Origin of the sequence: Micromonospora sp. NPDC048909, from assembly GCF_040649635.1 — a bacterium.
GTDB lineage: Bacteria > Actinomycetota > Actinomycetes > Mycobacteriales > Micromonosporaceae > Micromonospora.
Genome location: NZ_JBEZFU010000001.1, coordinates 401008 through 423122 on the forward strand (window position 1 = coordinate 401008; position 22115 = coordinate 423122).

Consider the following 22115-nt stretch of genomic DNA (forward strand, 5'->3'; position numbering starts at 1 on the left):
CGTGGGAGGATCGCGCCGTGCCGTCGCTCTTCGCTTCTTACCTGCGCGTGTACGAGCCGCTGACCGCTTTCGACCGGGACCGCCAGTCGTACTGGCGGCGCTACGTGTCGGAGGGGCGGGCGGTCGCCCCGGTGGAGGGGCCCGGCCGGCAGCGGACGGCGGTGATCGAGGCGCTCGGCGCCGGCTGGACCCGCCTGCCCGACCTGCCCGAGGAGGCGTACGTCCTGGAGACGGACGACACGCTGCTGGTCTGCCCGTGGAACCTGCGGATCCGGGTGGCCGAGGCGGCGCTGAGCGCCCGCGACGGCGTGCCCTCGGTGCTCGCCGACGCCTTCGTGCCCCCGGTCCTCGCCGGTCAGGCCAAAGCCGTGGTGGACGACTGGCGCAGCGGCGCCCGGGTGCTGGAGCACGGCGTGCCGCGGGTGCACGAGCAGATCGCCACCTGGGGCGTGCCGCTGCGTTGGTTCGTGCTCTTCGACCCGGCGGAGCGGGACCTGGTCACCGAGTCCGATCGGCGGTCGCTGCGCTACCGCACCGAGATCTCCAAGGCCCGGCGCCGGTCGTCGCGGGCGCTCTCGGTGCTGCGCAAGTCGGTCGGCGAGGCTCCGATCACCGAGGCGGTCGAGGAGGCCGCCCGCTGGTTGGAGGAGTTCCACCCGCGCTCGGTGGTGGAACTCGACTACGGCGGCCTGGTCGAGCTGCTGCCCGACGAGACGCTCACCGCGGACGACTCGCCCGAGCTGGTCGCGGCGGGGCTGGCGGGGCTCTCCCGCGGTGAGGCGGAGGAGGCCTCGGCCGCGTACGACAAGCTGGTCGCGCGGTGGCGAGCGGTGCAGCTGCTCGAGCGGTGCAACTAGGGGCATATCGCCCGAGAAGCGCTCCCAAGGCGAGGGGTGCTCGTAGTTGACGCTTCACGAACCGTGATCATGAGTCCGAATAAGGTACTTTCTGCCGTGTAAAAGTCGCATAAATCGGGCATGGTTCATCCGTCCGTCTAGGGACGTTCGGCCGTTCGGCCCATGTCGGACATCGGGGACTAGCCGGACCATGGGAGACGCGTCGGCCGGCGGGACCCCGGCCGATGTCTATACATGTGGAGGAGTGACCGATGGCATCGCGAACGCATGAACCAGAGCCGCTACTCACGCCGGCCGAGGTGGCGTCGATGTTCCGTGTCGACCCGAAGACGGTGACCCGGTGGGCCAAGGCGGGCAAGCTCTCCGCCATCCGCACCCTCGGCGGCCACCGCCGCTACCGCGAGTCGGAGGTCAGGGCCCTGCTGCAGGGGCAGATTCCCCAGCAGCGCCAGGGGGACTGAACCGGCACCCACGTTCGTGGATCAGGGGCGGAGGACTTCGGTCCGCCGCCCCTTTTTCATGCCCGCTCCTCGGTCAGCTCGATCCGGATGCCGACCGTGCCACCCTCGCCCCGGCGCAGCCGGCTGCCGAGCAGGGTGAGTCGACCGAGGACCCGGTACTTGTGCTTGAGCAGACCACGGATCCGCCGGCTGCCGGCCGAGTCGTAGAGGCTCGCGTGGGCCGGCACCGGCACGCCGTGCGGGTGCCCCCGCACGTCGCACGGGCCCACCGTGACGGTGCCGTTGTTACGGATCCGCTTCACCTTGCCGGAGTCGGCCGCCGTCCAGACCGCCAGACCGTTGCCGTCCCGCACCGCCCAGACCGGAGTCGGCACCGGCTGACCGTCCTTGCGGAAGGTCGTCAGCAGGATGTACTTCTCCGCCGACAGGCGGTCCAAGGTGGTCACGTGGCCAGGATACGGCCGCGCGGCTGACTGACCGGCCGGATAGCGTGAAGCTCGTGACGAGTGGACCGCAGATCGGCGATGTGGTGGGTGAGCTGCTGCGGGACACCCTCGCCGTCGCCACCGGGGTCGGTCCCCGACCGATGGTCGGCGGGCGGCTGCCCCGGCCGGTCATCGAGATCATTGAGCGTGACGACGGGCTGATCAACGGCGCGCCGGCCGCGCACTACCTCGACGGGCCGGCGGACTGGCAGCCGTACGACCACCGGGCGGTGGAGCGGGCCCGGGGCGAGACGCTCGACATCGGGGTCGGCGCCGGCCGGATCGCGCTGCGACTCCAGGAACTCGGCGTACCGGTCACCGGGCTGGACACCTCGCTCGGCGCGCTGAAGGTGTGCCGCTACCGGGGCGTGCACCGGCTGGTGCACGGGACGGTGGACGACCACGTCGCCGACGGCCACCGGTACGACACCTTCCTGCTGCTCGGCAACAACCTGGGTCTCTTCGAGGGGCGGGAGCGGGCGCCGGAGCTGCTGGCCGCGCTCGCCGCGCTGGCCCGGCCGGGAGCGCAGATCATCGCGCACGGCACCGACCCGTACGGCACCCGGGATCCGGTGCACACCGGCTACCACGAGTTGAACCGGCGACGGGGCCGGCTCGGCGGTCAGCTCCGGCTCCGGCTGCGCTACCGCGAACTGGCCACCGACTGGTTCGACTACCTGGTCTGCTCGCCGACGGAGTTCGCCGAGCTGGTGCAGGGCAGCGCGTGGCGGTTGACCGATGTGGACGACCGCGACGCGCCGTACTACCTGGCCACCCTCCGACTGGCCGGCTGACGAGCGCGGGCCCCCGCGGAGCGGCAGCGGGCCCCCGCGCCGACTCGGCGGCGGCAGGGGCCCGGGCGCTCAGACCTGGACGGTCGGCGGCAGCGGCTCGGGCGGCAGGCCCCCGTCGCCGTCGACCACCTCGTCCGGGGTGCCGTCCTCGTCGAGGTCGACCATGGTGACGTCCACCTTGCCGTCGCCGTCCGTGTCGAACTGGAACAGGTCAGCCTTGCCGTCGCCGTCGGTGTCCACCACCCAGACGTCGGTGCGGCCGTCGTTGTTGGTGTCCGCGCGCAGCAGGTCGACCCGCTCCTCCCCGCGGGTCTCCACCGTCTCGGTGGTCTCCGCGCCCGCGACGCCTTCCGGTGCCTGGCTCATGTCGACTGGTCCTTCCCTCGGTTGACCGCCGTCTGTACCCGATCCGCCGCGCCCCCACGCATGCCCCCGCGATCCGGACTCATAGGGTCGCAGCATGAGCGAGTGGAGCGCATCGTCGGCCGCGGGTGACCTCCGTGCCGCCGGCGGACGCGGCGGGGAGGCGCAATGAGCGAGCGCAGCGAGCGAATCATCAGGTGCAGTGCGGCTGAGCCTCATGGCGGCACGGAGCGCAGCGGAGTGCCGGTATGAGCGATCGGTTCGTGGTGGTCGGGGCCGGCACGATGGGGCTCGGCATCGCGTACGTGGCGGCGGGCGCCGGGCACGCCGTCGAGCTGGTGGAGGTCGACCCCGCCCAGGGCGCCGCGGCTGTGGCCCGGCTCGGTGAGCTCTGGGACCGGGCGGTGGAACGCGGCAAGCTGACCGCCGACCAGGCCGGCGCGAACCGGGGCCGGGTGACGCTACGCGCCGCCCTGAGCGAGGTCGCCGAGGAGCCGGACGTGGTGGTGGAGGCGGTGCCGGAACGGCTCGACCTCAAGCGGGCCGTCCTGCACGACGCGGAGGCGCTGCGCCCCGCGCTGCTGGGCAGCAACACCTCCAGCATCGCCATCGGCGACCTGGCCGCCGGACTGGCCCGGCCGGAGCGCTTCCTCGGGCTGCACTTCTTCAACCCGGTCTGGGCGATGGCGCTGCTGGAGATCGTGGTGGGCCCGGCCACCGCCGAGCAGACCACCGCGGCGGGTGTCGCACTCGCCGGCCGGCTGGGCAAGGACCCCGTCGTGGTACGCGACCTGCCCGGCTTCGCCACCTCGCGGCTCGGCGTCACGCTCGGCCTCGAGGCGATCCGGATGGTCGCCGACCAGGTCGCCAGCCCCGCCGACATCGACAAGGCGATGGTGCTCGGCTACCGGCATCCGATCGGCCCGCTGGAGCTGACCGACCTGGTCGGGCTGGACGTCCGGCTCGACATCGCCCGCACCCTCCAGGCCGCGTACGGCGACCGCTTCGCGCCGCCGCCGCTGCTGGAGGAGATGGTGGCCGCCGGCCGGCTGGGCAAGAAGTCGGGCCAGGGCTTCTATCGCTGGAAAGGCGGCGTGAAGCAGTGAGCGCGAGGAGTGAGCTTGCGAGCCCCGCAGTCGCGAACGAAGGGCGAGCCGAGTGAGCGGGCTGCGGATCGAGGAACAGCCGGACCGGCTGGTGGTCACCCTGGACCGGCCGGAGAAGCGCAACGCGATCGACGCTGACCTGATCGCCGAGCTGCACGCGGTCTGCGCCGAGTTGGAGGCCCACCCCCGGCTGCTGCTGCTCACCGGCGGCACGGACGGCATCTTCGCCGGCGGCGCCGACATCGGGCAGCTACGCGAGCGGGGCCGGCTGGATGCCCTCGCCGCGATCAACTCGGCCGCGTTCGCCCGGGTCCGGGCGCTGCCCATGCCGACCGTGGCCGCCGTCGACGGTCCGGCGCTGGGCGGCGGCGCCGAGCTGGCGTACGCCTGCGATCTGCGGGTGTGCACCGAGCGGGCGGTCTTCGGTCAACCGGAGGTGCGGCTGGGCATCCTGGCCGGCGCGGGCGCCACCCACCGGCTGCCCGCGCTGATCGGCGAGGCCCGGGCCAAGGAGCTGCTCTTCACCGGCCGGCGGGTGGACGCCGCGGAGGCGCTGCGGATCGGGCTGGTCAACCGGGTGGTGGCCGAGCCGGGCGAGCTGCTGCCGGCCGCGCACGGGCTGCTCGACGAGATGGCCACGGGCTCGGCGCTGGCGCTGCGGCTCACCAAGCTCGCCGTGGACGCCCCGGCGGCCGCCCATCCCCAGGTCGACCTGATCAGTCAGGCGGTGCTCTTCGAGGACGAGGAGAAGCACCGCCGGATGACGGAGTTCCTGGACCGGCGGCGCAGCCGCTGACCCCCCGCGGGCACGGAAACGGCCGCACCGGTTTCCCGGTGCGGCCGTCGTCGTTCGTCGGGCTGGGGCCCGCTCAGTGCCGGATCTGCACGCCGGCGTCGGCCAGCGCCCGGATCACCTGCGCCGACTCGCCGAAGCCGATCACCAGCACGGCGTCCGCGCCGAAGTCCTTGATCTCCTTCGCGCCGCCGCCGAAGTCCACCGGCGGGGCGTCCTCGCCCTCCGGCGGCTGGTAGGTCAGCAGCTTGAGCCGGTCCGCGCTGATCCCGGCCTGCTCCAGTTCCTTCTTGACCACGGCCTGCAGGCCCTCGCCGTAGGAGTCCTTCCGGGCGACGATCGCGATCCGCTGCGAGCCGTCCCGCAGGATCACGTCCGCCAGCGCGCGGCCCTGGAGGCTGTCCGGCGGCGCGGTACGGAAGTAGAGGCCCTTGTCGTCGACCGTGGTCAGACCATCGTCGGTGTTGGACGGGGAGAAGAGGATCCGGCCGGCCTGCACCACGTCCGGCAGCACCTCAAGGGAGATGCCCGAACCGCCGGCCCCGATGATGACGTCGACACCGGCCGCGATGTGCTGCGCCACGGTCGCCTTCGCCACGGTCGGGCTGGTGCCGTCGTCGCCATCGATCCAGGTCACCGGGTCGCCGAGCACCCCGCCGGCGGCGTTGATCTGCTGGATGGCGAGTGTCGCGCCAGCGGCCATCGGCGGGTACGCGAGCGCCAGGTCACCGGTCTTCGGCAGCAGGCCACCGATCACCAGCGGCGAGCCGTCGTTGGCGTCCGCGGCGCCGGTACGCTGCTTCTTCGGCTTGGGCGGCGTCTTGGTGCTCGCCGCCGACTCGCTGCCGGCACCGACGAACTCGGTCTTGCCGTCGTTGAGCTGCTGACCGTCGAAGTGCAGCGTCGCGTAGCTGGCGGTGGCCGGCTCTCCGGCGTCGGTGAAGCCGGCGCGGGTCAGCGAGACGCTGCGGTACTCGATGTCCTGGCCGTTGCGGGCCAGGCTCAGGCAGGTCGCGATGTCCTCGCAGCGCTCGCCCCCGTTGGTCACGGCGACGATCTGCTTGGCGATCGCGGCGGGCTCCGTGCTGCCGGCCAGCTGCGCGGCGAGCGCGCTGATCATCACCGCGTCGTACGTCTCCGCGGCGTAGAGGTAGTCGGTCAGCTTGGGGTCTACGGACCGTAGCCGACTCTTGAAGTCCTCCGGCAACGGCGTCAGCGGCGTGGTGCCCTTCATGCCATCGACGAGGTCTGCCCGTTCCTTCAACTCAGCGGGGAAGGAGTTGAGCATGTTGCCGTCGGTCCCGTAGAGGCGCGCCTGTTGGGTCGTCGCCTCTTCGGGGCTGTCAGTCCCGCAGGCGCTTGTGGCGAGCAGGAACGTGGCGCAGGCAGCCAGTGTGGCCGCACGCGAGCCGCGCGATACGAGCATGATCGTCCTTCCTCCGGCGAAGGTCCGCTGCGCACATTAGCGTGCCGACGCTGGGCGCGGGACCGTGGAGCCGGCTTACTCCGCAGGTCGTCCGCGGTGAGCACGGAGAGTAGCAGTCGGCCGGGTGGCGATGGTCCCTTGACCCGTCCGCCTACTGTGCGGTGCGTGACGGAGCTACCACAGCAGCTGCTCGACGACGCGACCGCCGTGCTCCGCTCGGCGCTGGCCGGAGACGGCGACGCGGTGGTGGGCACGTTCGACGCGGTCGTCGACCGGTCCGGGCTGGCCGGGGCGTACGGGGTGGCCTGGTGCCTCGCCGCCACCATGGTCGGCGACCCCGGGCCGCCCGGCTTGTGCGCCCTGGACTTCCCCGGCATCGACGAGGCCGGCTACGACACCCGCTGGGTGGCCCGCTTCGTCAGCGCGTACGCCAACCGGGACGTGGACACGGGTGAGGCGCTCTTCGGCGCGGCGGCGGCCGACGGGCAGTTGCCCGACTGCCTGCTCACCCTCGCCGGCTCGACGGTGGCCACGCTGCGCAGCCGCGCGGACTGACCCGGCCGGCGGGCCGGGCCTCGACAGCAGCCGGTGTGATAGCTCTGGTGGCATGTCCGAGGCCATGCTCAGCAAGGTCCGCAAACTGCTGGCCCAGGCCGAAGACCCGGCCTGCACCCCCGCCGAGTCGGCGGCGTTCACCGCCAAGGCGACGGAGTTGATCGCCCGCTACGGGGTGGACCGGGCGCTGCTCGCCGCCCGGGAACCGGCGACCGACCCGGTCGGCGATCGGGTGGTCGAGGTGGTCGCCCCGTACGCCCGGGACAAGGTCGGCCTGCTCGCCGCGGTCGCCGACCCATTGCGCTGTCGCTGCGTACGGCGACCGCACGGCAGCGGCTTCGCGATGCACCTCTTCGGTTTCGCCAGTGACCTGGAACGGGTCGACCTGCTCTTCACCTCACTGCTGGTACAGGCCGCCCACGGTCTCGCCGGGACGCTCGTCCCCGCCGGCGAGCAGCCAGCCGCCTTCCGCCGCTCCTGGTTGGCCGGGTTCGCCCAGGTGATCGGTGCGCGGCTGCGCGAGGCCGAGGCCGAGGCGGCGAGCGGGTCGGCAGCGCCCGGGGTGGCGCTGGTTCTGGCGGACCGCTCCGACCGGGTGCGGCAGCGCCTCGCCGAGGTCTATCCGCGACTGCGTACCGCCCCGCGGCGCCGGCTCGCCGGCGGTGGATTCGGTCCGGGGGCCGAGGCGGGCCGTCGGGCCGACCTCGGCGGTCCGGAGGTGGACGCCGGCCCGGGCGCGGACCGCGGCATCGGGCGGTGACCTGACGCCCGCGCGGGCCTGGGTTTCAGGTGAGCGGCGGGCGGTGGCCGTCGACCGTGGCGACATAGCGGGAGAGCAGCTCGTGCCAGCCGACGGTGAGCGCCTTCCGGTAGCCCTCGGCCGCCTCGCCGTGCCGGTCGAAATGGCGGTGTTCCAGCTCGAGCCGGGTCTGCTCCGGCTCCTCGGCGAGGAAGAGCACCTCGACCTCGCTCGCGTGGGCCGGGTCCGGCACCGGCGACCGGTCCGGGCCGATCTGCCAGGTGAAGACCAGCCGTCGGGGTGGATCCCAGGTGAGCACCCGGCCCCAGTCCGCCCGGAAGCCGTAGGGGCCGATCTCGTAGAGCATGCCGCCGGCGCGCGGCTCCATCCCCAGCTCGGCCAGCGCCTGTGGCCCCGACCAGGTGTATTCGCTGACCCACCAGTCGGTCAGCGCCTCGGTGAAGACGGCGAACGCCCGCTCCGCGGGGACGGGGACGGACAGGCCGCAGCGCAACGAGAACTGGTCGACGTCCTGCCGGATGGCGGCCGGATCAGCCATCTCCTGTCCCATAGGCCCGGACAATACCGGCTGATACCCGAGTGTGCACCGGCGCGCGGTTGCCTGGTTCCGGACACCACGCCGGATCGGCCGGTGGTCCGCACCAGACGGCCAAAACGGGGATGGGACGCGGCATTTCGGGTAAGCGCGGCCGGTTGGGCCCGGGCCGTCCCGGGGCAGCCGAGCCGGGAGCGGGGCAGATGAGCGAGACCGAGTCGGGCCAGCGCGGGAAGCCGCGGCCGGGCCAGCCGGATGCCGAGCCGGGGCGGACAGGTCAGGGCCTGGCGCAGCCGGGTCAGGGTGCGCGGGGCCGCCAGCAGGTCCCGCCGGAGCGGCACCTGCGGGAGGGCCGTTGGCCCGCCGAGGAGGAGCCGCGATCGGGCGAGCCGGATGTCCTGCTGGACGTGCCGGAGCTGCGGGTGGGTTCGATCCGGCTCGCCGTGGACGGGCTGGACGCCGATCTGTCCCTCCGGGCACGACTGGCCAACCTGCTCCAGTTGGACGCCGGAGTCCGGGTGCGTCTGGACGCCGTCGAACTCGACATCACCGACGTCCGGGCCGAGGCGCTGCTCAAGGTCCGGTTGGAGCGGCTGATGCGGATCCTCGACCGGGCCCTGGACACCATCGACCAGAATCCCCAGATCATCGACGCGCTGGCGGGTGGCGCCCGGACCGCGCTCGACGACGCGGACCGGGCGGCCCAGCAGCTGACCGGCAACACCGAGCAGCTCGGCAACGTGGTGGACCGGCTCGGGCGGCAGGTCGGGTCGGTCGCCGCACGGGCCGAGTGGACCGGAGCGGGCCCACTGGCCAAGGGCGAGCCGAAGCAGCCGTCGGGCGGGCCGGGCCAGCCGTCGGGCGGTGCGGGCCAGCCGACGGGCGGTGCGGGCCAGCCGACGGGCGGTGCGGGTCAGCCGACGGGCGGTGCGCGTCAGCCCCAGCCGGCGGGCGGTGCGGGCCAGCCTGCGGGCGGAGCAGGCCAGCCGGCAGCCAAGGGCCAGCAGCGGCCCGGCCAGGGTGCGGCGGGCCAGCCGCCGGCCGCGGGCCAACAGCCGGGCCCGAGCGAGGGTAAGAAGCCAGGTTCGAGCGAGGGTGAGAAGCCGGGCCCGGGCGAGGCGCGGCCGGGTACGGCCGAGGCCGGACACGGGTGGCAGCCGGGCCGGGGACGGCCGGGTCAGCCCAGCCAGCCGGGCGGCGAGCAGGGGCGGATGGTGCCGAGTCCGACCGATCTCGCCGAGCAGGCCAGCGAAGCGCTGCGGCAGGCTGGCCGGAGTGTGTGGGAGGCGATCAGGTCCGGCATGGCCCAGCACGGACAGCCGCCCCAGCGCTGAGACCGCTGTCCCGCCGGCCCGCGGCTCACACCCGCCGAGCCCTGGACGGTCCGGACCGACCAGCACGCGGCGCGACAGCGTAGGGATCTTGGCGCCCGGGAACTGAGGCCGCATGAGCCTGAGCGACACGGAGCCGGTGTTGGTCGCCATCCGCCTGGTGGTGGCGGTCGTCAGCCTGGCGCTGCTCGTGTTCGGTCTGCGTGCCGCCGTCACCCGCCGGTTGCCCCGAAGGCGGCTCAGCTTCGGGCGCCTGTCCGAGGAGCAGCGTGCCCAGCCGGTCCGCATCGGTGGCGGGGTCGCGCTGGTGGCTGCTGGTCTACTCGTCCAGCAGGTCGCATCGCTTGTCGCCCTGCCCTTCGCGATCAAACTCTGCCTGTTCGGGGTGGCGCTGGTGCTTTTCGTGACGGCGGTGGGCTGGTTCGCCCTACGGCAGGACTAGCCACCCCTGCTCACTGATGGTGACGGGCCGGGGGGCGATCGCCACGGATCGGTCACGGTCGCGGTCGACCAGACGAATCGTTCCGACGGAGCACGGCTTCGCCGAGGGGCGTACGTCGATAGCGGATCTCGTGCCGGTGTCGCTCTCCGGCGACGAACCCGGCGTCGCGCAGCACCGACAGGTGCTCGGAGACCGTCCCGGCCGCCAGCGCGTGGCGGTGAGCGAGCGTCGTCGTGCTGGCCGGCTCGTCGAGGCCGAGCAGCAGCACCGTCCGGGTTCTACCGATCAACCGGCCCAGAGCCCTATGCCGGTCGGCGGAAAGGGGCTGCCAGAGCGCGCCGAGCCCGCGCGCCGGATAGATCACGGTGGGCTGCCACGGCTGGTCCACGATGACGACGACCTGATCCCACTTGAATGCGCTGGGCACCAGGACAAGTCCCTCGCCGCGCAGATCGCGACGCTCGTCGCCGCCGTACTCACGGGTCAGCACGCCGTTGTTCCAGCGCAGGCGGGGGTGCAGCTCGGCGAACAACCGGTCCAGGCCGCCTTCGGCGAGACGTCGGGTCTGAAAGCCCACATCGGCGTCGAGCAGCCCGCGTACCTGCGGCCAGACCGGTTCGACCAGGACCCGCCACACATGCTCCACGAGTGAGACCAGCGTCTGAAGGACAAGAGCCGGCTCGCCCAGCAGGAGTCGTCCGGTCGCGGACCCGGCCGCCCCCGGGTTGTCCGCCAAGGACCGTCGCACCTCTGCGCGTACCCGATCATGGTCTGTGGCCGCGAGGGCCGCGAGTTCGTCCTCGAACCGGGTGTGCGGGCCGGCCGGCGGCGGCGAGAGGAAATCGGGGGTGTAGCCGCGACGCGGCTGGAGCAGGGCGATCGGCCGCAGGTCGAGTTCCCGCGTGTCGATGGTGTCGAGCCAGCGCTGGTGCGGGCCGACGCCTTCGCGGGGGGAGAGCAGGCGCACCGCGGACAGCGTCTCCAGCATGGGTGAGACGGCGAAGCGGCAGCGCAGCAGATCAGCAGGGCCGAATCGCAGCATGATCGCCATCCGCACCACCCGTGGAAGGAGAAGGAGACTCGGCAAGGGCCGAATCTCTGGCGGGCACGGTACCAACCCCCGCAGAGTTCCGGTCCGAACCGACGATCATGAGGAGAACGAGGATGAGCCCGAACACCGACTGGGAGCAGCGCAGCGCGGACCTGTGGGCGGCCTTCAACGCGGCGCCCGACGACTGGGACGGAGAGGCGTTCCGTGAGCGGGTTGGCGCCCTCGCCGACGAGTTGGGACCGGATCATCCGGTGGCGGCGTTCGAGCGGGCCTGCGCCTGGGACTCGACCGGTCACTCGGACAGGGCGGTCCCGCTCTACCGCACGGCGCTGGAGTTGGGCCTCGACGGCATCCGGCGGCGGCGGTCAGTGATCCAGATGTCCAGCTCGCTGCGGAACGTGGGGCAGGCCGAGGAGAGCGTCCGGCTGCTGACCGAGGAGCGCGAGCGCGGCTCCGACGAACTCGACGATGCGGTCTGCGCGACGCTCGCGCTGGCCCTGACCAACGTCGGCCGGGAGCGGGAGGCAGTGTCGATCGCGGTCGGGGCGCTCGCCAGGCACCTGCCGCGCTACCAACGGTCGATGGCCAACTACGCCCGGCTCCTGGTCGAGACCGCCTGACTTCGCCGCCGGCAAAGTTGGGGCGGTCACTAGCGCCAATAGGTTTGTTATGGAAACCTGTTGGCATGACTAGTGAGTCGATCCCCGCCGGCGGCGATCCCCGCCGGCTCCTGGCCGATGCGCGCGACCTCGCGCGCCGGGTTCGTCTGGCCCAGCGGGTGACGTGGTTGCCGCTGCTGGTGCTGGCCCTGGTGACGTTCGGGGCGATCCTGGTGTACCGCTTCAGCCAACCGGTCCTCAGCGACTGCCAGCCGGTGGCGGACGGCCAGGTCTGCAAGGCCTGGTACCGGGCCGCGCAGTTCTACTGGTGGGCGGCGCTGGTGCTGGCGTACGTGGTGATCGCCGGCGGGTACCTGCGGGTCGCCCGGGCCCGGGGACTGGGCACCCGGGTGCTGCCGTACGTGCTCACCGGCGTCGCGCTCGTCGTGCTGTCCGCCGCCGTCTCGGGGGCGTGGAGCATCCTCGACCATCCGTACTACCCCGACGAGCCGCCCGCCTTCGTCCAGTTCCTGTTCCGGCTGCTCGATCCGACCGGCGCGATCGGCTTGGCCCTGCTGGTGCTGGCCTGGCTGGAGCGACGCGTCGCGCTGGCGCTGTTCGCCCTCGGGTACCTTGCGGTGGTGCTGGTGCCGATCAACTTCGGGTGGGGGATCGGCTGGGGGCCCCGGTGGGCATTCGCCCCACAGCTGGTCATCAACGGCGGCCTGCTGCTGCTGGGCAGCGCCGGCTTCGCGCTGGCGCAACGGCTGCGGGGGTCCCGGTGACCGGCCCCGCCGACCCCCCGGCACCCGACGAGACCGAATCACCACATCCGGTCACCGGCCTGGACGACGTGGTGCACCAGCGGGTCCGGCTGGGCATCCTCACCATCGCGCACGAGGCCCGTCGGGTGGAGTTCGGCTACCTGCGCACCCAGTTGGAGCTGACCGCCGGCAACCTCTCCCAGCACCTGGGCGTGCTGGAGACGGCCGGCCTGGTCGGGGTCGAGAAGGGGTACGCCGGGCGGCGCGGCCGCACCTGGATCACGCTCACCGCCGCGGGCAGCGCCGCGCTCGCCGAAGAGATCGGGCGGCTGAAGCTGCTCATCGCGCGGGTCGAGACCACCGAGACCCCGGACCGATGAGCACCGGACCGACCGGTCGCGACGAGTTCCAGCCGCCGATTAGCGACGGCCGACACAGCAAGATCCCCACCTGCGTTTCCGCTGGTGGGGATCTCTGTAGCCCGGCGAAAGGCTATGTGGCCAGGGGCGGGGTCGAACCGCCGACCTTCCGATTTTCAGTCGGACGCTCGTACCAACTGAGCTACCTGGCCGGGCCGCTCGGACCATGCTACCCAAGTGGCGGACATCCCGCCGGAGGGCCACACGCTCCGATACGCAGAACGCCGCGCATGTTTCGCGCGGCGTAAGCGCTGCGGTCCTGACGGGACTTGAACCCGCGACCTCCGCCTTGACAGGGCGGCGAGCACTCCAACTGCTCCACAGGACCTAGCTTTTGTTGCTCCGGCTTGCGCCGGTCGTGCCCCCAACGGGATTCGAACCCGTGCTACCGCCTTGAAAGGGCGGCGTCCTGGGCCGCTAGACGATGAGGGCGGCCCCGCCATCATTGCACATTGGCAACGTCAAGCGGACTTGCTCCCATCCGGCCCCGCCGGAGGCTTGGAAAGCATACGTGATGTCCCTGCGGTCGACAAAACCGGTATGGCTCGGGCCCGCCGAGCCCGGAAAACCGCAGGTCGGAGGGGTCTAGCGGAGCCGAGTGACGCCGAAGCGCCGCTTCAGGTCGGCGATCACCGCGGGGCAGGCGGCGAAGGTCGCGGCCCGGTCGCCGCCCCCGTCGTGCAGCAGCACGATGGAGCCGGGCCGGACCGCGGCCAGCACCCGGTGCTTGATCGTCGTGGCCGGCGGCTTGGCCCAGTCCTGCGGGTCGACGCTCCAGTGCAGCGAGCGCATGCCGAGCTGCTTGGCGACCGCCACCACCTCGGGCGTCCACCGCCCGCCGGGCTGCCGGTAGAAGGCGATCGGCGCGCCGGGGGCGGCCGTCTGGATCGCCTTGTTCGTCCGGACCAGGTCGGCCCGGATCTCCGCGACCGGCAGCCGGCCGAGGTCGATGTTGTGCTTCCAGCTGTGGTTGCAGAGCTGGTGCCCCTCGCGGACGATCCGCCGGACCAGCTCGGGATGGCGCTGCGCCTCCCGTCCCACCAGGCAGAAGGTGGCCGTGACCTTGGCTGCCCGCAGCCGGTCGAGGATCTTCGGCGTCCACGTCGGGCTCGGCCCGTCGTCGAAGGTGAGCGCGACCGGGCGTACGCCGGTGGTGCGTCGCAGCCCGGCCGGCAGTTTGGCCGGCAGGGGGCGGACCGGTTTGCCGGTGGTGGGAGGACGGGTCGGCCGCGGCGAGACCGTCGGTTTGGGACTGGGCGCCGGGGTGGTGGAGGGGCTGGGGGCGGGGCCGCCGACGGCGACGACGCGGCCCGGCTGGGCGCAGCCGCCGAGGACCAGGACCAGACCCAGGGCGTACGCCAGCAGGGCGCGGGATCTCATCTGTTCGCTCCCGAAGGGGGTCGGGGTACGCGGACCACCCGACGCTAGTGGACGCCGTCAGACCCCGACACCCCCGGTCACCGCTCCAGTGAGTCCCGTACCGCCACGACCAGTGCGACCGCCTCGGCGAGCTGTGTGGGGTGGACCACCCCGGCGGGCAGCGTCTCGGTCGACCAGCCGGGGCCGGCGGCGAGCACCAGCAGTGGCCGCCGGGGCGCGGCGAGCAGCGCGTCGAGCTGGGCCGGGTCGGCGGTGGCCCGGCTGTGTGACCAGAGCACCACGGCGGCCGGCCCGGTCCGGTTGACCGCCTCCAGCAGGGCTGGCACGGGCACCCGGGCGCCGAGCATCCGGTAGCCGACGCCGGCTTCGGCGAGCGCGGCGGCGAGCGCCTCCAGCGGCAGCGTGTGCTGCTCCTCGTCGGCGCAGGAGAGCAGGATCCGCGCCGGCCCACCCGGGGTGGCCGTCCGGCTGGCCGCGGCGAACGCCTCGGAGACGCAGCGGGACATCAGGTGTTCCACCTCGATCAGTCCGCCGGTCGCGGCGTGCCGCTCGCCGATGCCGGCCAGCACCGGCCGGAGCAGCCGCTCCCAGGTGGCGACGACCCCGTCGGCGGCCAGGGCGCGGGCGGCCGCCTCGCCGATCGCCGCGGAGTCCAGCCGCATCGCCGCGCGAGCCAGCCCTCGGGCGGCCGGTCCGGCCCGGCCGACCGGAATGGTCGGGCCGCCGTCCCGGACGCCGGCCGGCCGCGGCCGGCCCAGGTCCTCGGCGCGTACCGGATCGGGTGCCTGGCGGGCCCAGCGGGCCGCCTCGGCCGGGCTGACCCCGTCGGCGGTGAGCCGCCGCATGATCTCCAGACGGGCCAGGTCGGTCGCCGTGTAACGGCGGTGCTGACCCGCCTCGTGCTGACTGGGCCCGAGCCCGTAGCGCTGGTGCCACGTGCGCAGGGTGGTCACCGCGACCCCGAGCCGACGGGCCACCGCACCCGCGCTCAGCGCCTCATCGGCCACCCGACCGCTCCGGCGCCTCATCGGTCGGTAGGCCGGACGGTGCCACGGTGGGCTTACTCGGGTCGGCGGGGTGCAGCAGCCGGTCGACCACCCCGCCCAGCCAGGGTGAATAGGCCCGGGGATCGGCCTCGAGGTCGGCCGCCACCGCGGCCGGCTCGGCCCAGCGCAACTCGGCCACCTCGGCCGGGTCCGGCAACAGCGGCGCGCCGGGGCGGAACTCGCCCCGCAGGACGTGGTCGTACTCGAACTCGACCCGGCCGGTGGCCGGGTCCTCGGCGTAGTAGACGTACACCCCGACCTCGGTCAGCTCGACCGGGCCGGTGCCCAACTCCTCGCGCAGCCGCCGGTTGGCGGCCTCGCTCAGGGACTCACCCGGCCCCGGGTGGCCGCAGCAGGAGTTGGCCCAGCGCAGCGGGAAGCGGGTCTTCACGGCGGCCCGGCGCTGGAGCAGCACCTGCCCGTCCGGGTCCACCAGCATCACCGAGAAGGCCCGGTGCAGCTGGCCCGGCGGTTGGTGCGCGGCCGCGACCGTGGTCTCCCCGTGTGCCCGCCCCTCCTCGTCGACCAGCTCGACGAGGTGCTCCTCGCGTTGGCTCATCGATTGCCTCCCGTGATGCGGCCGGCCGCCAGCTTGCCGGAGATGAGCACCATCGGCACGCCCACGCCGGGCTGGGTGCCCGAGCCGACGAAGACCACGTTGGAGAGCGTCCGGTGCAGGTTGTTCGGGCGGAACGGGCCGGTCTGGCGGAAGGTGTGCGCGGCCGCGAAGGGGGTCCCGGCGGCCATGCCCTGGGCGGCCCACTCCGCCGGCGTGATCGTGCGCAGCACCTCGACGCCGGCGCCGAAGCCGACGTAGCCGCGCTCCTCGAGGGTGCCGATGAGCCGGTCGGCGTAGCGGCGCGGCAGGTCGCCGTGCCAGTCGAACGGGGCCCTGTCGAGGTTCGGCACCGGGGCGAGCACGTAGTACGTGTGCCGGTCCGGTGGCGCCACCGTGGGGTCGGTCCGGCTCGGGTTGGTGACCAGCAGCGACGGGTCGGACATCAGCTCGCCCCGCCGGATGACCTCATCGAAGGTGCCCTTCCAGGACCGTCCGAAGTGGATGTTGTGGTGGGCGATCTTCGCATACTCCTGGCGCGAGCCCACGTGCAGCACCACACAGGACGGCGAGTAGGCGAGCCGGCGCTGGCGGCCCGGGGGCAGCAGGTCACGGTAGGCGACCGGCAGGTCGGGGTTGAGCACCACCACGTCGGCCGGGACCAGTTCGCCGTCGGCGGTCAGCACCCCGGTGGCCCGGCCGTTCGCGGTGCGTACCTCGGTCACCGTGGTGTCGTAGCGGATCTGCACGCCGTGCTTCTCGGCGGCGCCGGCCATACCCCGGGAGACCGCGTGCACGCCGCCGCGCGGGAACCAGACCCCGGCCACCGAGTCGAGGTACGCGATCACCGCGTAGATGGCCAGCGCGTCGTGCGGGGCGAGCCCGGCGTACATGGCCTGGAAGGAGAAGATGCGCTGGGTGCGCGGATCGCGGAAGAACTGGCCGATCTTGGTGTGCAGCCGGCGGAAGGCGCCACCGGCGAGCAGCTTGAGCAGGTTGCCGGTGAGCAGGTCGACCGGGCTGTCCAGGTTGCGTTCGATGAAGTCGGCCCGCTCCAGCTGCCACAGCCGGCGGGCGTAGTCGACGAAGCGCAGGTAGCCGTCCGCCTCCCGGGGGCCGCACACGCGGGCGATCTCGGCGGCCATCCGGGTGGTGTCGGTGATGACGTCGAGCGTCGAGCCGTCCGGGTAGTAGGCCCGGTAGGCCGGGTCGAGCGGGGTCAGGTCGAGCCAGTCGTCCAGCTCCTCGCCGACCGCGCCGAGCGCCTCGGCGATCAGCTCCGGCATGGTGAGCACGGTCGGGCCGGTGTCGAACTCGTAGCCGTCGACGCCCAGCCGGCCGGCCCGGCCGCCGGGCACCGACTCGCGTTCCAGCACCGTCACCTGTCGGCCGCTGCCGGCCAGGTGCAGCGCACAGGCCAGGCCACCGAGGCCGGCACCGACGACCACCACCCGGTCCGTTCGTCCGCCCACCGTCCGCACGCGACCACCTCCTCCCGGGAAACCGCCCATCATGCCCGCCGGTCCGTGGCCGCGACGGCCAGCCGTGCCAGCGCACGGCGCGCGCCCACGTCGATCGCCGCGCCGTCCAGCGCCGCCAGCGCCTCGGCCACCCGGTCGGAGATCATCCGCCGTACCCGGGCGACCGCGCCGGTCAGCTCGACCAGCTCGGCCAGCCTGGCGACCTCCCGCTGCCCCGCAGGCGCGCCGGCGGGCTCCAACGCCCGGCGCTGTGCCGGGGTGGCGAGCTGTCGGGCGAGCATCATCAGCACCGTCGGCTTGCCGGTGCGCAGGTCGTCGCCGGCCGGTTTGCCGGTGGTCACCGGGTCGCCGTAGACGCTGAGCAGGTCGTCGCAGAGCTGGAACGCCTCGCCGACGGCGAGGCCGTAGCGGGTGTACGCGGCGACCTGCGGCGCGTCGGCGGTGACACCGGCCAGGGCGGCGCCGAAGTGCAGTGGCCGCTGAACCGTGTAGCTCGCGGTCTTGTAGCGGACCACCCGCAGTGCCCGGTCGACCGACCAGCCCGCCGCCTCGCTCTCGCCGAACACGTCGAGGTACTGCCCGGCGATGGTTTCCACCCGCATCTGGTCGTAGCAGCGGCGCACCTCGAGCAGCCGGTGCGGCGGCACGACGGCGTGCGCCAGCAGCCGGTCGGCCCAGACCATGCAGAGGTCACCGACGAGCACCGCGACCGACTCGCCGAACCGCCCCGGGTCGCCCCGCCGGCCGGCGGCGGCATGCTGCGCGGCCACCGCCACATGCGTGGTGAGCCGACCGCGCCGGGTGGTGGAGGCGTCCATCACGTCGTCGTGCACCAGGGCGAAGGTGTGCAGCAGCTCCAGCGCGGCGAACGCCGGCACGACCGGTGGCAGGGGCGCCGCGTCGCCGACCAGCCCGCGCCAGCCCCAGTAGGCGAACGTGGGGCGGATCCGTTTGCCCCCGGCGAGAACGGCGTCCCGGGCGGTGGCCGCGAAGTCGCCGATCGCCGGGTCGATCTCGGTGAGCGAGTCGACCTCGGCGGTCAGGAAGGCGGCGAGCGTGTCGTCGACGGCGTCGACCAGGTCGCCGGTGTGGTCGGCCAGGACGGTGCGGGCCGGCTCGCTCCGGCGGGCCGGCTGCACCGGCACGCGGAGCACATCGTCCGCAACCGCGTCGTTGGCCATGCGGCCGAGGGTACCCTAGAGTTACGAGTTGCGTCGATTGGTGCGTCGATATTGGAGGAGGAGGCCGGTGGACACGGATCTCACCGCTGCCTACGACCGCTGCCGTGAGCTGCACCGACGCCACGGCCGCACCTACTATCTCGCCACCCGGCTGCTCCCCGGGTGGAAACGCCGACATGTGCACGCCCTCTACGGCTTCACCCGGTACGCCGACGAGATCGTGGACCGCACCGACGACCTGCCGCCGACGGAGCGCGCCGCCCGGCTCGACGACTGGGGCGGCCGGTTCATGGCCGGCCTGCACGGCGAGCCGATCGACGATCCGCTGCTCCCGGCGGTGCTGCACACCATCGCCGTCTTCGACCTGGACCGGGACGACTTCGCCGCGTTCCTCAAGAGCATGGCGATGGACCTGACCGTCAGCTCCTACCGGACCTACCCCCACCTGCTCGACTACATGGAGGGCTCGGCCGCGGTCATCGGCACGATGATGCTGCCGATCCTGGGCAGCGGCGACCCGATCGCGGCCCGGGAACCTGCCCGGCAGCTCGGCTTCGCCTTCCAGCTCACCAACTTCATCCGCGACGTGGCCGAGGACCTGGACCGGGGGCGGACCTACCTGCCGGAGGAGGACCTGACGCGGTTCGGGGTGACCCGGCGGGACCTCGTCGACGCCCGTCGGCACGGCCGGGCCACCCCGGCGATCCGCGAGCTGATCGCCTACGAGGTGACCCGGGCCCAACAGCACTATGCGGCGGCGGCACCCGGGATCACCATGCTCGCGCCCGCGTCACAGTCCTGCATGCGGACGGCGTACGCGCTCTACGGCGGGATCCTCGACGAGGTGGCCGCGCAGGACTACGACGTCTTCGCCCGCCGGGCCGTGGTCCCGCAGCGGCGGCGGCTCAGCGTGGCGGCCCGCGCGCTGCTCGCCCCGACGGGCACCCCGGTGGTCGTACCCGGGCCGCCGGGTCCGGCCGCTCGGTGACCGCGCGCACCGCTCGGTGACCGCCGCCCGCACCGCGACCCCTGCTGCCGGCGCGGGCGGTCAGAGGCAGCTGTGCAGCGCCTCGGCCAGCTCCTCCACCCGGTCGAAGTCGGCCAGCCGGGCGGTGGCGTAGGCGAAGGCGTAGCCACGCTGCGGGTCGGCCCAGCCGCAGCTCCCGCCGAGCCCGCCCATGCCCCAGCTGCCGTCCTCCTCCCACTGCATGCCCAACGTCCACCGGGTCCGCCGGTCCAGCACCAGGTCCGGCCCGTCGTACTGGACCCGGGTCGCCTCGGCGACCAGTTCGGGGCTGAACAGCCGGACGCCGTCCAGCGTGCCGCCGGCGAGCAGCCCGGCGTAGAGCCGGGCCAGCCCGGTCGCGGTGGCGTGCAGGTTCACCGCGGGCATCTCGGCGCCGCGCCAGAGCGGGCTGTTCAGCACCGCGACGTCCAACCCGCCGGCCGGATTGGAGACGGCCCGGGCCCGCAGCGAGCCCGGTTCGCCGACCATCCGGACCGGCCAGTCCGCGTCGCCGTAGGAGAGGTCGGCGCAGCGCCGCTGGTCCGCCGGGCTCAACCCGAAGCCCAGGTCCAGCCGCCACGGGCCGGCGATCTCGTCGGCCAGGAACCGGCCCACCGACCGGCCGTCCACCCGCCGTACCAACTCGCCCACCAGGTGCCCGTACGTCCAGGCGTGCTCGCCGGCGGCGGTGCCCGGCGTCCACTCCGGCTCGGCGGTGGCGAGGTCACCGGCGAGCAGGTCCCAGTCCGCCACGGCGGTCGCCGGCCGGGGCGCCGGGAAGGCCGGCAGGCCGGCGGTGTGGCTGAGCACCTGTCGGACGGTGGCCGGGGCCCGGAAGTCCGGCCAGTACGCGGCGACCGGATCGTCCAGCCCGAGCCGGCCCCGGTCGACGAGCAGCAGCAGGCAGAGCGCGGCCACCGGCTTGCCGACCGAGTAGACGTTGACCAGGGTGTCCGGCCGCCACCCGGCGGCGTCCAGGCCGGCCGCGGTGACCCCGCCGACCAGGTCCACCACCGGTCGGCCGTCGTACCAGATGGCCAGCGACGCCCCGGTCTCCCGACCGGTGGCCAGCAGGTCGTGGAAACAGTCGTGTACGGCGGCGAAGCGGACGTCGGGCATCCGGCCACGGTAGGCGATCGACCTGTCCCGGGTGGTCGACTTTTCGGGGCCTGGCTGGCTCGGCGCGGTCGGCTGGGGGATGCTGTCCGGGTGGCGGAGCCGGAGCAGGTGGACGTGGTCGTGGTCGGGCTCGGCGTCGGCGGCGAGGAGGTGGCCGGGCGGCTCGCCGAGTCCGGCCTGACCGTCGTCGGCATCGAGCGGGACCTGGTCGGTGGGGAGTGCCCGTACTGGGGCTGCATCCCGAGCAAGATGATGATCAGGGCGGCGAACGCGCTCGCCGAGGCGCGCCGCGTCGACGGGCTCGCCGGCACCGCCGAGGTGCGGCCGGACTGGGCGCCGGTGGCGAAGCGGATCCGTGCGGAGGCCACCGACAACTGGGACGACCGGGTCGCGGTCGAGCGGTTGGTCAACCGGGGTGGCCGGTTCGTCCGGGGCAGTGGCCGGCTGGACGGGCCCGGCCGGGTCCGCGTCGGCGACCAGGTGTTCCAGGCCCGGTACGGCATCGTGCTGGGCACCGGCACCCGGCCGTCGGTGCCGCCGATCGAGGGCCTGGCCGACACCCCGTACTGGACGAACCATCAGGCGATCGAGGTCGAGGAGCTACCGGAGTCGCTGCTGGTGCTCGGCGGCGGAGCGATCGGGCTGGAACTCTCCCAGGTCTTCGCCCGGTTCGGGGTCCGGGTCACCGTCGTCGAGGCGCTGGACCGGGTGCTCGCCGTCGAGGAGCCGGAGGCCTCCGAGGTGGCCGCCGCGGCGCTCCGGGCCGACGGGGTGGAGATCCGGACCGGCTTGCGGGCCGAGCGGGTCGAACACGACGGGCAGCGGTTCACCCTGCACGCCGGTGGCGCCGAGTTCACCGCCGAGCGGCTGCTGGTGGTCACCGGCCGCCGTGCCCACCTGGAAGAGTTGGGGCTGGACACCGTCGGGGTGGACCCCGGCCAGCGCTACCTGCGGGTCGACGACCGGATGTCCGCCACGGACGGCATCTGGGCGGTCGGCGACGTGACCGGCGAGGGCGCGTTCACCCACATCGCGATGTACCAGGCGGGGATCGTGGTCGCCGACCTGCTCGACCGGACCCGGCATGAGAAGGCCGGTGCGGACCCCAGCGGTACCGCGAGCGTGGTCGGCGGCGCCATGGGCGCGGCCAGCCGGCTCGGCGCCAGCGGGTCGAGCGGATCGGCGGGCACCGTGCCGCGCGCCGACTACCGGGCGCTGCCCCGGGTCACCTTCACCGACCCGGAGGTCGGCGCGGTGGGGCTGACCGAGCAGCAGGCCCGGGACCGGGGGATCAACGTCCAGGTGGGCTTCACCAAGCTGGGCAGCTCGACCCGGGGCTGGATCCACCAGGTCGGCGACGAGGGCTTCATCAAGCTCGTCGCGGACGCCGACCAGGGGGTGCTGATCGGGGCGACCTCGGCCGGTCCGGCCGGCGGCGAGGTGCTCTCCGGGCTGGTGGTCGCGGTGCACGCCGCGGTGCCGCTGAGCCAGCTGCGGCACATGATCTACGCGTACCCGACCTTCCACCGGGCCATCGAGGAAGCGTTGCGCAACCTCAAGTGACGGTCGAGTGGTGACCGGAAGTGGTCGAGCCGGGACTTTTTG

Annotated in this window: 25 protein-coding genes and 3 tRNA genes; 14 read left to right on the top strand and 14 right to left on the bottom strand. The window is 73.4% G+C overall.

Translation table 11 applies throughout. The annotated features are described in order from the left end of the window. The first annotated feature begins 17 nt into the window (after positions 1–17). Both AB0C04_RS01935 and AB0C04_RS01940 read left to right on the top strand, forming a co-directional pair. Positions 18–857 carry a hypothetical protein gene (locus AB0C04_RS01935; protein ID WP_357046965.1) on the top strand — a complete coding sequence of 280 codons (840 nt, stop codon included), beginning with the start codon at positions 18–20 and terminating at the stop codon, positions 855–857. A 251-nt stretch (positions 858–1108) separates the two neighbouring features. Further along, positions 1109–1318, top strand: coding sequence for a BldC family transcriptional regulator (locus AB0C04_RS01940; protein WP_007073996.1), 210 nt, complete (start codon positions 1109–1111; stop codon positions 1316–1318). Positions 1319–1374: 56 nt separating this feature from the next. Here the strand turns inward: AB0C04_RS01940 and AB0C04_RS01945 are convergent, their stop codons facing one another. Then, positions 1375–1764: a PPOX class F420-dependent oxidoreductase gene (locus AB0C04_RS01945; RefSeq protein WP_350868345.1), complete on the bottom strand. Its 390-nt coding sequence runs from the start codon at positions 1762–1764 to the stop codon at positions 1375–1377. Positions 1765–1817: 53 nt separating this feature from the next. On the opposite strand from AB0C04_RS01945, the gene AB0C04_RS01950 reads away from it, so the two are divergent. After that, positions 1818–2597 (top strand): methyltransferase domain-containing protein, encoded by a 780-nt coding sequence (locus AB0C04_RS01950; RefSeq protein ID WP_357046967.1) that lies wholly within the window; start codon positions 1818–1820, stop codon positions 2595–2597. 69 nt (positions 2598–2666) lie between these two features. Here the strand turns inward: AB0C04_RS01950 and AB0C04_RS01955 are convergent, their stop codons facing one another. Then, positions 2667–2963: a hypothetical protein gene (locus AB0C04_RS01955; protein WP_357046969.1), complete on the bottom strand. Its 297-nt coding sequence runs from the start codon at positions 2961–2963 to the stop codon at positions 2667–2669. 245 nt (positions 2964–3208) lie between these two features. On the opposite strand from AB0C04_RS01955, the gene AB0C04_RS01960 reads away from it, so the two are divergent. Together AB0C04_RS01960 and AB0C04_RS01965 are read left to right on the top strand one after the other, a co-directional pair. Beyond that, on the top strand, positions 3209–4066 hold the full coding sequence (locus AB0C04_RS01960) for a 3-hydroxyacyl-CoA dehydrogenase family protein (RefSeq protein ID WP_357046970.1): 858 nt from the start codon (positions 3209–3211) through the stop codon (positions 4064–4066). A gap of 52 nt (positions 4067–4118) precedes the next feature. Continuing rightward, on the top strand, positions 4119–4862 hold the full coding sequence (locus AB0C04_RS01965; RefSeq protein ID WP_357046972.1) for an enoyl-CoA hydratase/isomerase family protein: 744 nt from the start codon (positions 4119–4121) through the stop codon (positions 4860–4862). Between the two features lie 73 nt (positions 4863–4935). Here the strand turns inward: AB0C04_RS01965 and AB0C04_RS01970 are convergent, their stop codons facing one another. Next, positions 4936–6285, bottom strand: a complete 1350-nt coding sequence (locus tag AB0C04_RS01970; protein WP_357046974.1) for an ABC transporter substrate-binding protein — start codon at positions 6283–6285, stop codon at positions 4936–4938. Between the two features lie 165 nt (positions 6286–6450). Between AB0C04_RS01970 and AB0C04_RS01975 the strand changes: the two genes are divergently transcribed. Together AB0C04_RS01975 and AB0C04_RS01980 are read left to right on the top strand one after the other, a co-directional pair. After that, on the top strand, positions 6451–6840 hold the full coding sequence (locus tag AB0C04_RS01975) for a hypothetical protein (protein WP_350868334.1): 390 nt from the start codon (positions 6451–6453) through the stop codon (positions 6838–6840). A gap of 52 nt (positions 6841–6892) precedes the next feature. Next, complete coding sequence (locus tag AB0C04_RS01980; protein WP_357046976.1) at positions 6893–7600, top strand: DUF2786 domain-containing protein; 708 nt, start codon at positions 6893–6895, stop codon at positions 7598–7600. 25 nt (positions 7601–7625) lie between these two features. Here the strand turns inward: AB0C04_RS01980 and AB0C04_RS01985 are convergent, their stop codons facing one another. Next, a complete protein-coding gene (locus tag AB0C04_RS01985; protein ID WP_357046978.1) occupies positions 7626–8150 on the bottom strand; it encodes an SRPBCC family protein in 525 nt (174 codons plus the stop codon). Positions 8151–8338: 188 nt separating this feature from the next. Here AB0C04_RS01985 and AB0C04_RS01990 point away from each other — a divergent pair, with 188 nt between their 5' ends. Both AB0C04_RS01990 and AB0C04_RS01995 read left to right on the top strand, forming a co-directional pair. Further along, positions 8339–9469, top strand: coding sequence for a hypothetical protein (locus tag AB0C04_RS01990; protein WP_357046980.1), 1131 nt, complete (start codon positions 8339–8341; stop codon positions 9467–9469). A gap of 112 nt (positions 9470–9581) precedes the next feature. Next, positions 9582–9908 (top strand): hypothetical protein, encoded by a 327-nt coding sequence (locus tag AB0C04_RS01995; protein ID WP_357046982.1) that lies wholly within the window; start codon positions 9582–9584, stop codon positions 9906–9908. 52 nt (positions 9909–9960) lie between these two features. Here the strand turns inward: AB0C04_RS01995 and AB0C04_RS02000 are convergent, their stop codons facing one another. Beyond that, positions 9961–10959: a DUF5937 family protein gene (locus AB0C04_RS02000; protein ID WP_357046985.1), complete on the bottom strand. Its 999-nt coding sequence runs from the start codon at positions 10957–10959 to the stop codon at positions 9961–9963. A 113-nt stretch (positions 10960–11072) separates the two neighbouring features. Between AB0C04_RS02000 and AB0C04_RS02005 the strand changes: the two genes are divergently transcribed. The 3 genes from AB0C04_RS02005 (at position 11073) to AB0C04_RS02015 (ending at position 12702) form a co-directional block, all read left to right on the top strand. Beyond that, the gene (locus AB0C04_RS02005; RefSeq protein ID WP_357046987.1) at positions 11073–11579 is read left to right on the top strand and encodes a tetratricopeptide repeat protein; all 507 of its coding nucleotides are present in this window, start codon (positions 11073–11075) and stop codon (positions 11577–11579) included. Between the two features lie 65 nt (positions 11580–11644). Beyond that, positions 11645–12343 carry a hypothetical protein gene (locus tag AB0C04_RS02010; RefSeq protein WP_357046989.1) on the top strand — a complete coding sequence of 233 codons (699 nt, stop codon included), beginning with the start codon at positions 11645–11647 and terminating at the stop codon, positions 12341–12343. Continuing rightward, entirely contained in the window at positions 12340–12702 is a 363-nt protein-coding gene (locus AB0C04_RS02015; protein ID WP_357046991.1) for a transcriptional regulator, read from the top strand. The genes AB0C04_RS02010 and AB0C04_RS02015 overlap by 4 nt, the downstream gene beginning before the upstream one ends. Positions 12703–12819: 117 nt before the next feature. Here AB0C04_RS02015 and AB0C04_RS02020 read toward each other — a convergent pair. From AB0C04_RS02020 to AB0C04_RS02055, 8 genes are all read right to left on the bottom strand, one after another. Further along, positions 12820–12893: transfer RNA gene (locus tag AB0C04_RS02020), tRNA-Phe, on the bottom strand. Positions 12894–12995: 102 nt separating this feature from the next. Continuing rightward, a tRNA-Asp gene (locus tag AB0C04_RS02025) sits at positions 12996–13069 on the bottom strand. Between the two features lie 31 nt (positions 13070–13100). Beyond that, positions 13101–13173, bottom strand: a tRNA-Glu gene (locus AB0C04_RS02030). A 153-nt stretch (positions 13174–13326) separates the two neighbouring features. Next, entirely contained in the window at positions 13327–14121 is a 795-nt protein-coding gene (locus tag AB0C04_RS02035; RefSeq protein ID WP_357046993.1) for a polysaccharide deacetylase family protein, read from the bottom strand. A gap of 77 nt (positions 14122–14198) precedes the next feature. Then, positions 14199–15128 carry a MerR family transcriptional regulator gene (locus tag AB0C04_RS02040; protein WP_357046995.1) on the bottom strand — a complete coding sequence of 310 codons (930 nt, stop codon included), beginning with the start codon at positions 15126–15128 and terminating at the stop codon, positions 14199–14201. Then, positions 15118–15726, bottom strand: coding sequence for an isopentenyl-diphosphate Delta-isomerase (gene idi, locus AB0C04_RS02045; RefSeq protein ID WP_357046997.1), 609 nt, complete (start codon positions 15724–15726; stop codon positions 15118–15120). The genes AB0C04_RS02040 and idi overlap by 11 nt, the downstream gene beginning before the upstream one ends. After that, the gene (gene crtI / locus AB0C04_RS02050; RefSeq protein WP_357049047.1) at positions 15723–17234 is read right to left on the bottom strand and encodes a phytoene desaturase family protein; all 1512 of its coding nucleotides are present in this window, start codon (positions 17232–17234) and stop codon (positions 15723–15725) included. Before crtI ends, idi begins: the two co-directional genes overlap by 4 nt. Beyond that, complete coding sequence (locus AB0C04_RS02055; RefSeq protein ID WP_357046999.1) at positions 17234–18385, bottom strand: polyprenyl synthetase family protein; 1152 nt, start codon at positions 18383–18385, stop codon at positions 17234–17236. Before AB0C04_RS02055 ends, crtI begins: the two co-directional genes overlap by 1 nt. A 67-nt stretch (positions 18386–18452) precedes the next feature. Between AB0C04_RS02055 and AB0C04_RS02060 the strand changes: the two genes are divergently transcribed. After that, complete coding sequence (locus tag AB0C04_RS02060; protein WP_357047001.1) at positions 18453–19373, top strand: phytoene/squalene synthase family protein; 921 nt, start codon at positions 18453–18455, stop codon at positions 19371–19373. A gap of 60 nt (positions 19374–19433) precedes the next feature. Here the strand turns inward: AB0C04_RS02060 and AB0C04_RS02065 are convergent, their stop codons facing one another. Next, complete coding sequence (locus AB0C04_RS02065; protein ID WP_357047003.1) at positions 19434–20510, bottom strand: serine hydrolase domain-containing protein; 1077 nt, start codon at positions 20508–20510, stop codon at positions 19434–19436. A gap of 90 nt (positions 20511–20600) precedes the next feature. Between AB0C04_RS02065 and AB0C04_RS02070 the strand changes: the two genes are divergently transcribed. After that, entirely contained in the window at positions 20601–22073 is a 1473-nt protein-coding gene (locus AB0C04_RS02070) for an NAD(P)/FAD-dependent oxidoreductase (RefSeq protein WP_357047005.1), read from the top strand. The last annotated feature ends 42 nt before the right edge of the window (positions 22074–22115 follow it).

Coding starts and splice junctions, on each gene's coding strand:
- AB0C04_RS01940 (WP_007073996.1), top strand. CDS start 1,109: ATGGCATCGCGAACGCATGAACCAGAGCCGCTACTCACGCCGGCCGAG.
- AB0C04_RS01955 (WP_357046969.1), bottom strand. CDS start 2,963: ATGAGCCAGGCACCGGAAGGCGTCGCGGGCGCGGAGACCACCGAGACG.
- AB0C04_RS01960 (WP_357046970.1), top strand. CDS start 3,209: ATGAGCGATCGGTTCGTGGTGGTCGGGGCCGGCACGATGGGGCTCGGC.
- AB0C04_RS01970 (WP_357046974.1), bottom strand. CDS start 6,285: ATGCTCGTATCGCGCGGCTCGCGTGCGGCCACACTGGCTGCCTGCGCC.
- AB0C04_RS01980 (WP_357046976.1), top strand. CDS start 6,893: ATGTCCGAGGCCATGCTCAGCAAGGTCCGCAAACTGCTGGCCCAGGCC.
- AB0C04_RS01985 (WP_357046978.1), bottom strand. CDS start 8,150: ATGGGACAGGAGATGGCTGATCCGGCCGCCATCCGGCAGGACGTCGAC.
- AB0C04_RS01990 (WP_357046980.1), top strand. CDS start 8,339: ATGAGCGAGACCGAGTCGGGCCAGCGCGGGAAGCCGCGGCCGGGCCAG.
- AB0C04_RS01995 (WP_357046982.1), top strand. CDS start 9,582: ATGAGCCTGAGCGACACGGAGCCGGTGTTGGTCGCCATCCGCCTGGTG.
- AB0C04_RS02000 (WP_357046985.1), bottom strand. CDS start 10,959: ATGGCGATCATGCTGCGATTCGGCCCTGCTGATCTGCTGCGCTGCCGC.
- AB0C04_RS02005 (WP_357046987.1), top strand. CDS start 11,073: ATGAGCCCGAACACCGACTGGGAGCAGCGCAGCGCGGACCTGTGGGCG.
- AB0C04_RS02010 (WP_357046989.1), top strand. CDS start 11,645: ATGACTAGTGAGTCGATCCCCGCCGGCGGCGATCCCCGCCGGCTCCTG.
- AB0C04_RS02035 (WP_357046993.1), bottom strand. CDS start 14,121: ATGAGATCCCGCGCCCTGCTGGCGTACGCCCTGGGTCTGGTCCTGGTC.
- idi (WP_357046997.1), bottom strand. CDS start 15,726: ATGAGCCAACGCGAGGAGCACCTCGTCGAGCTGGTCGACGAGGAGGGG.
- crtI (WP_357049047.1), bottom strand. CDS start 17,234: ATGGGCGGTTTCCCGGGAGGAGGTGGTCGCGTGCGGACGGTGGGCGGA.
- AB0C04_RS02055 (WP_357046999.1), bottom strand. CDS start 18,385: ATGGCCAACGACGCGGTTGCGGACGATGTGCTCCGCGTGCCGGTGCAG.
- AB0C04_RS02065 (WP_357047003.1), bottom strand. CDS start 20,510: ATGCCCGACGTCCGCTTCGCCGCCGTACACGACTGTTTCCACGACCTG.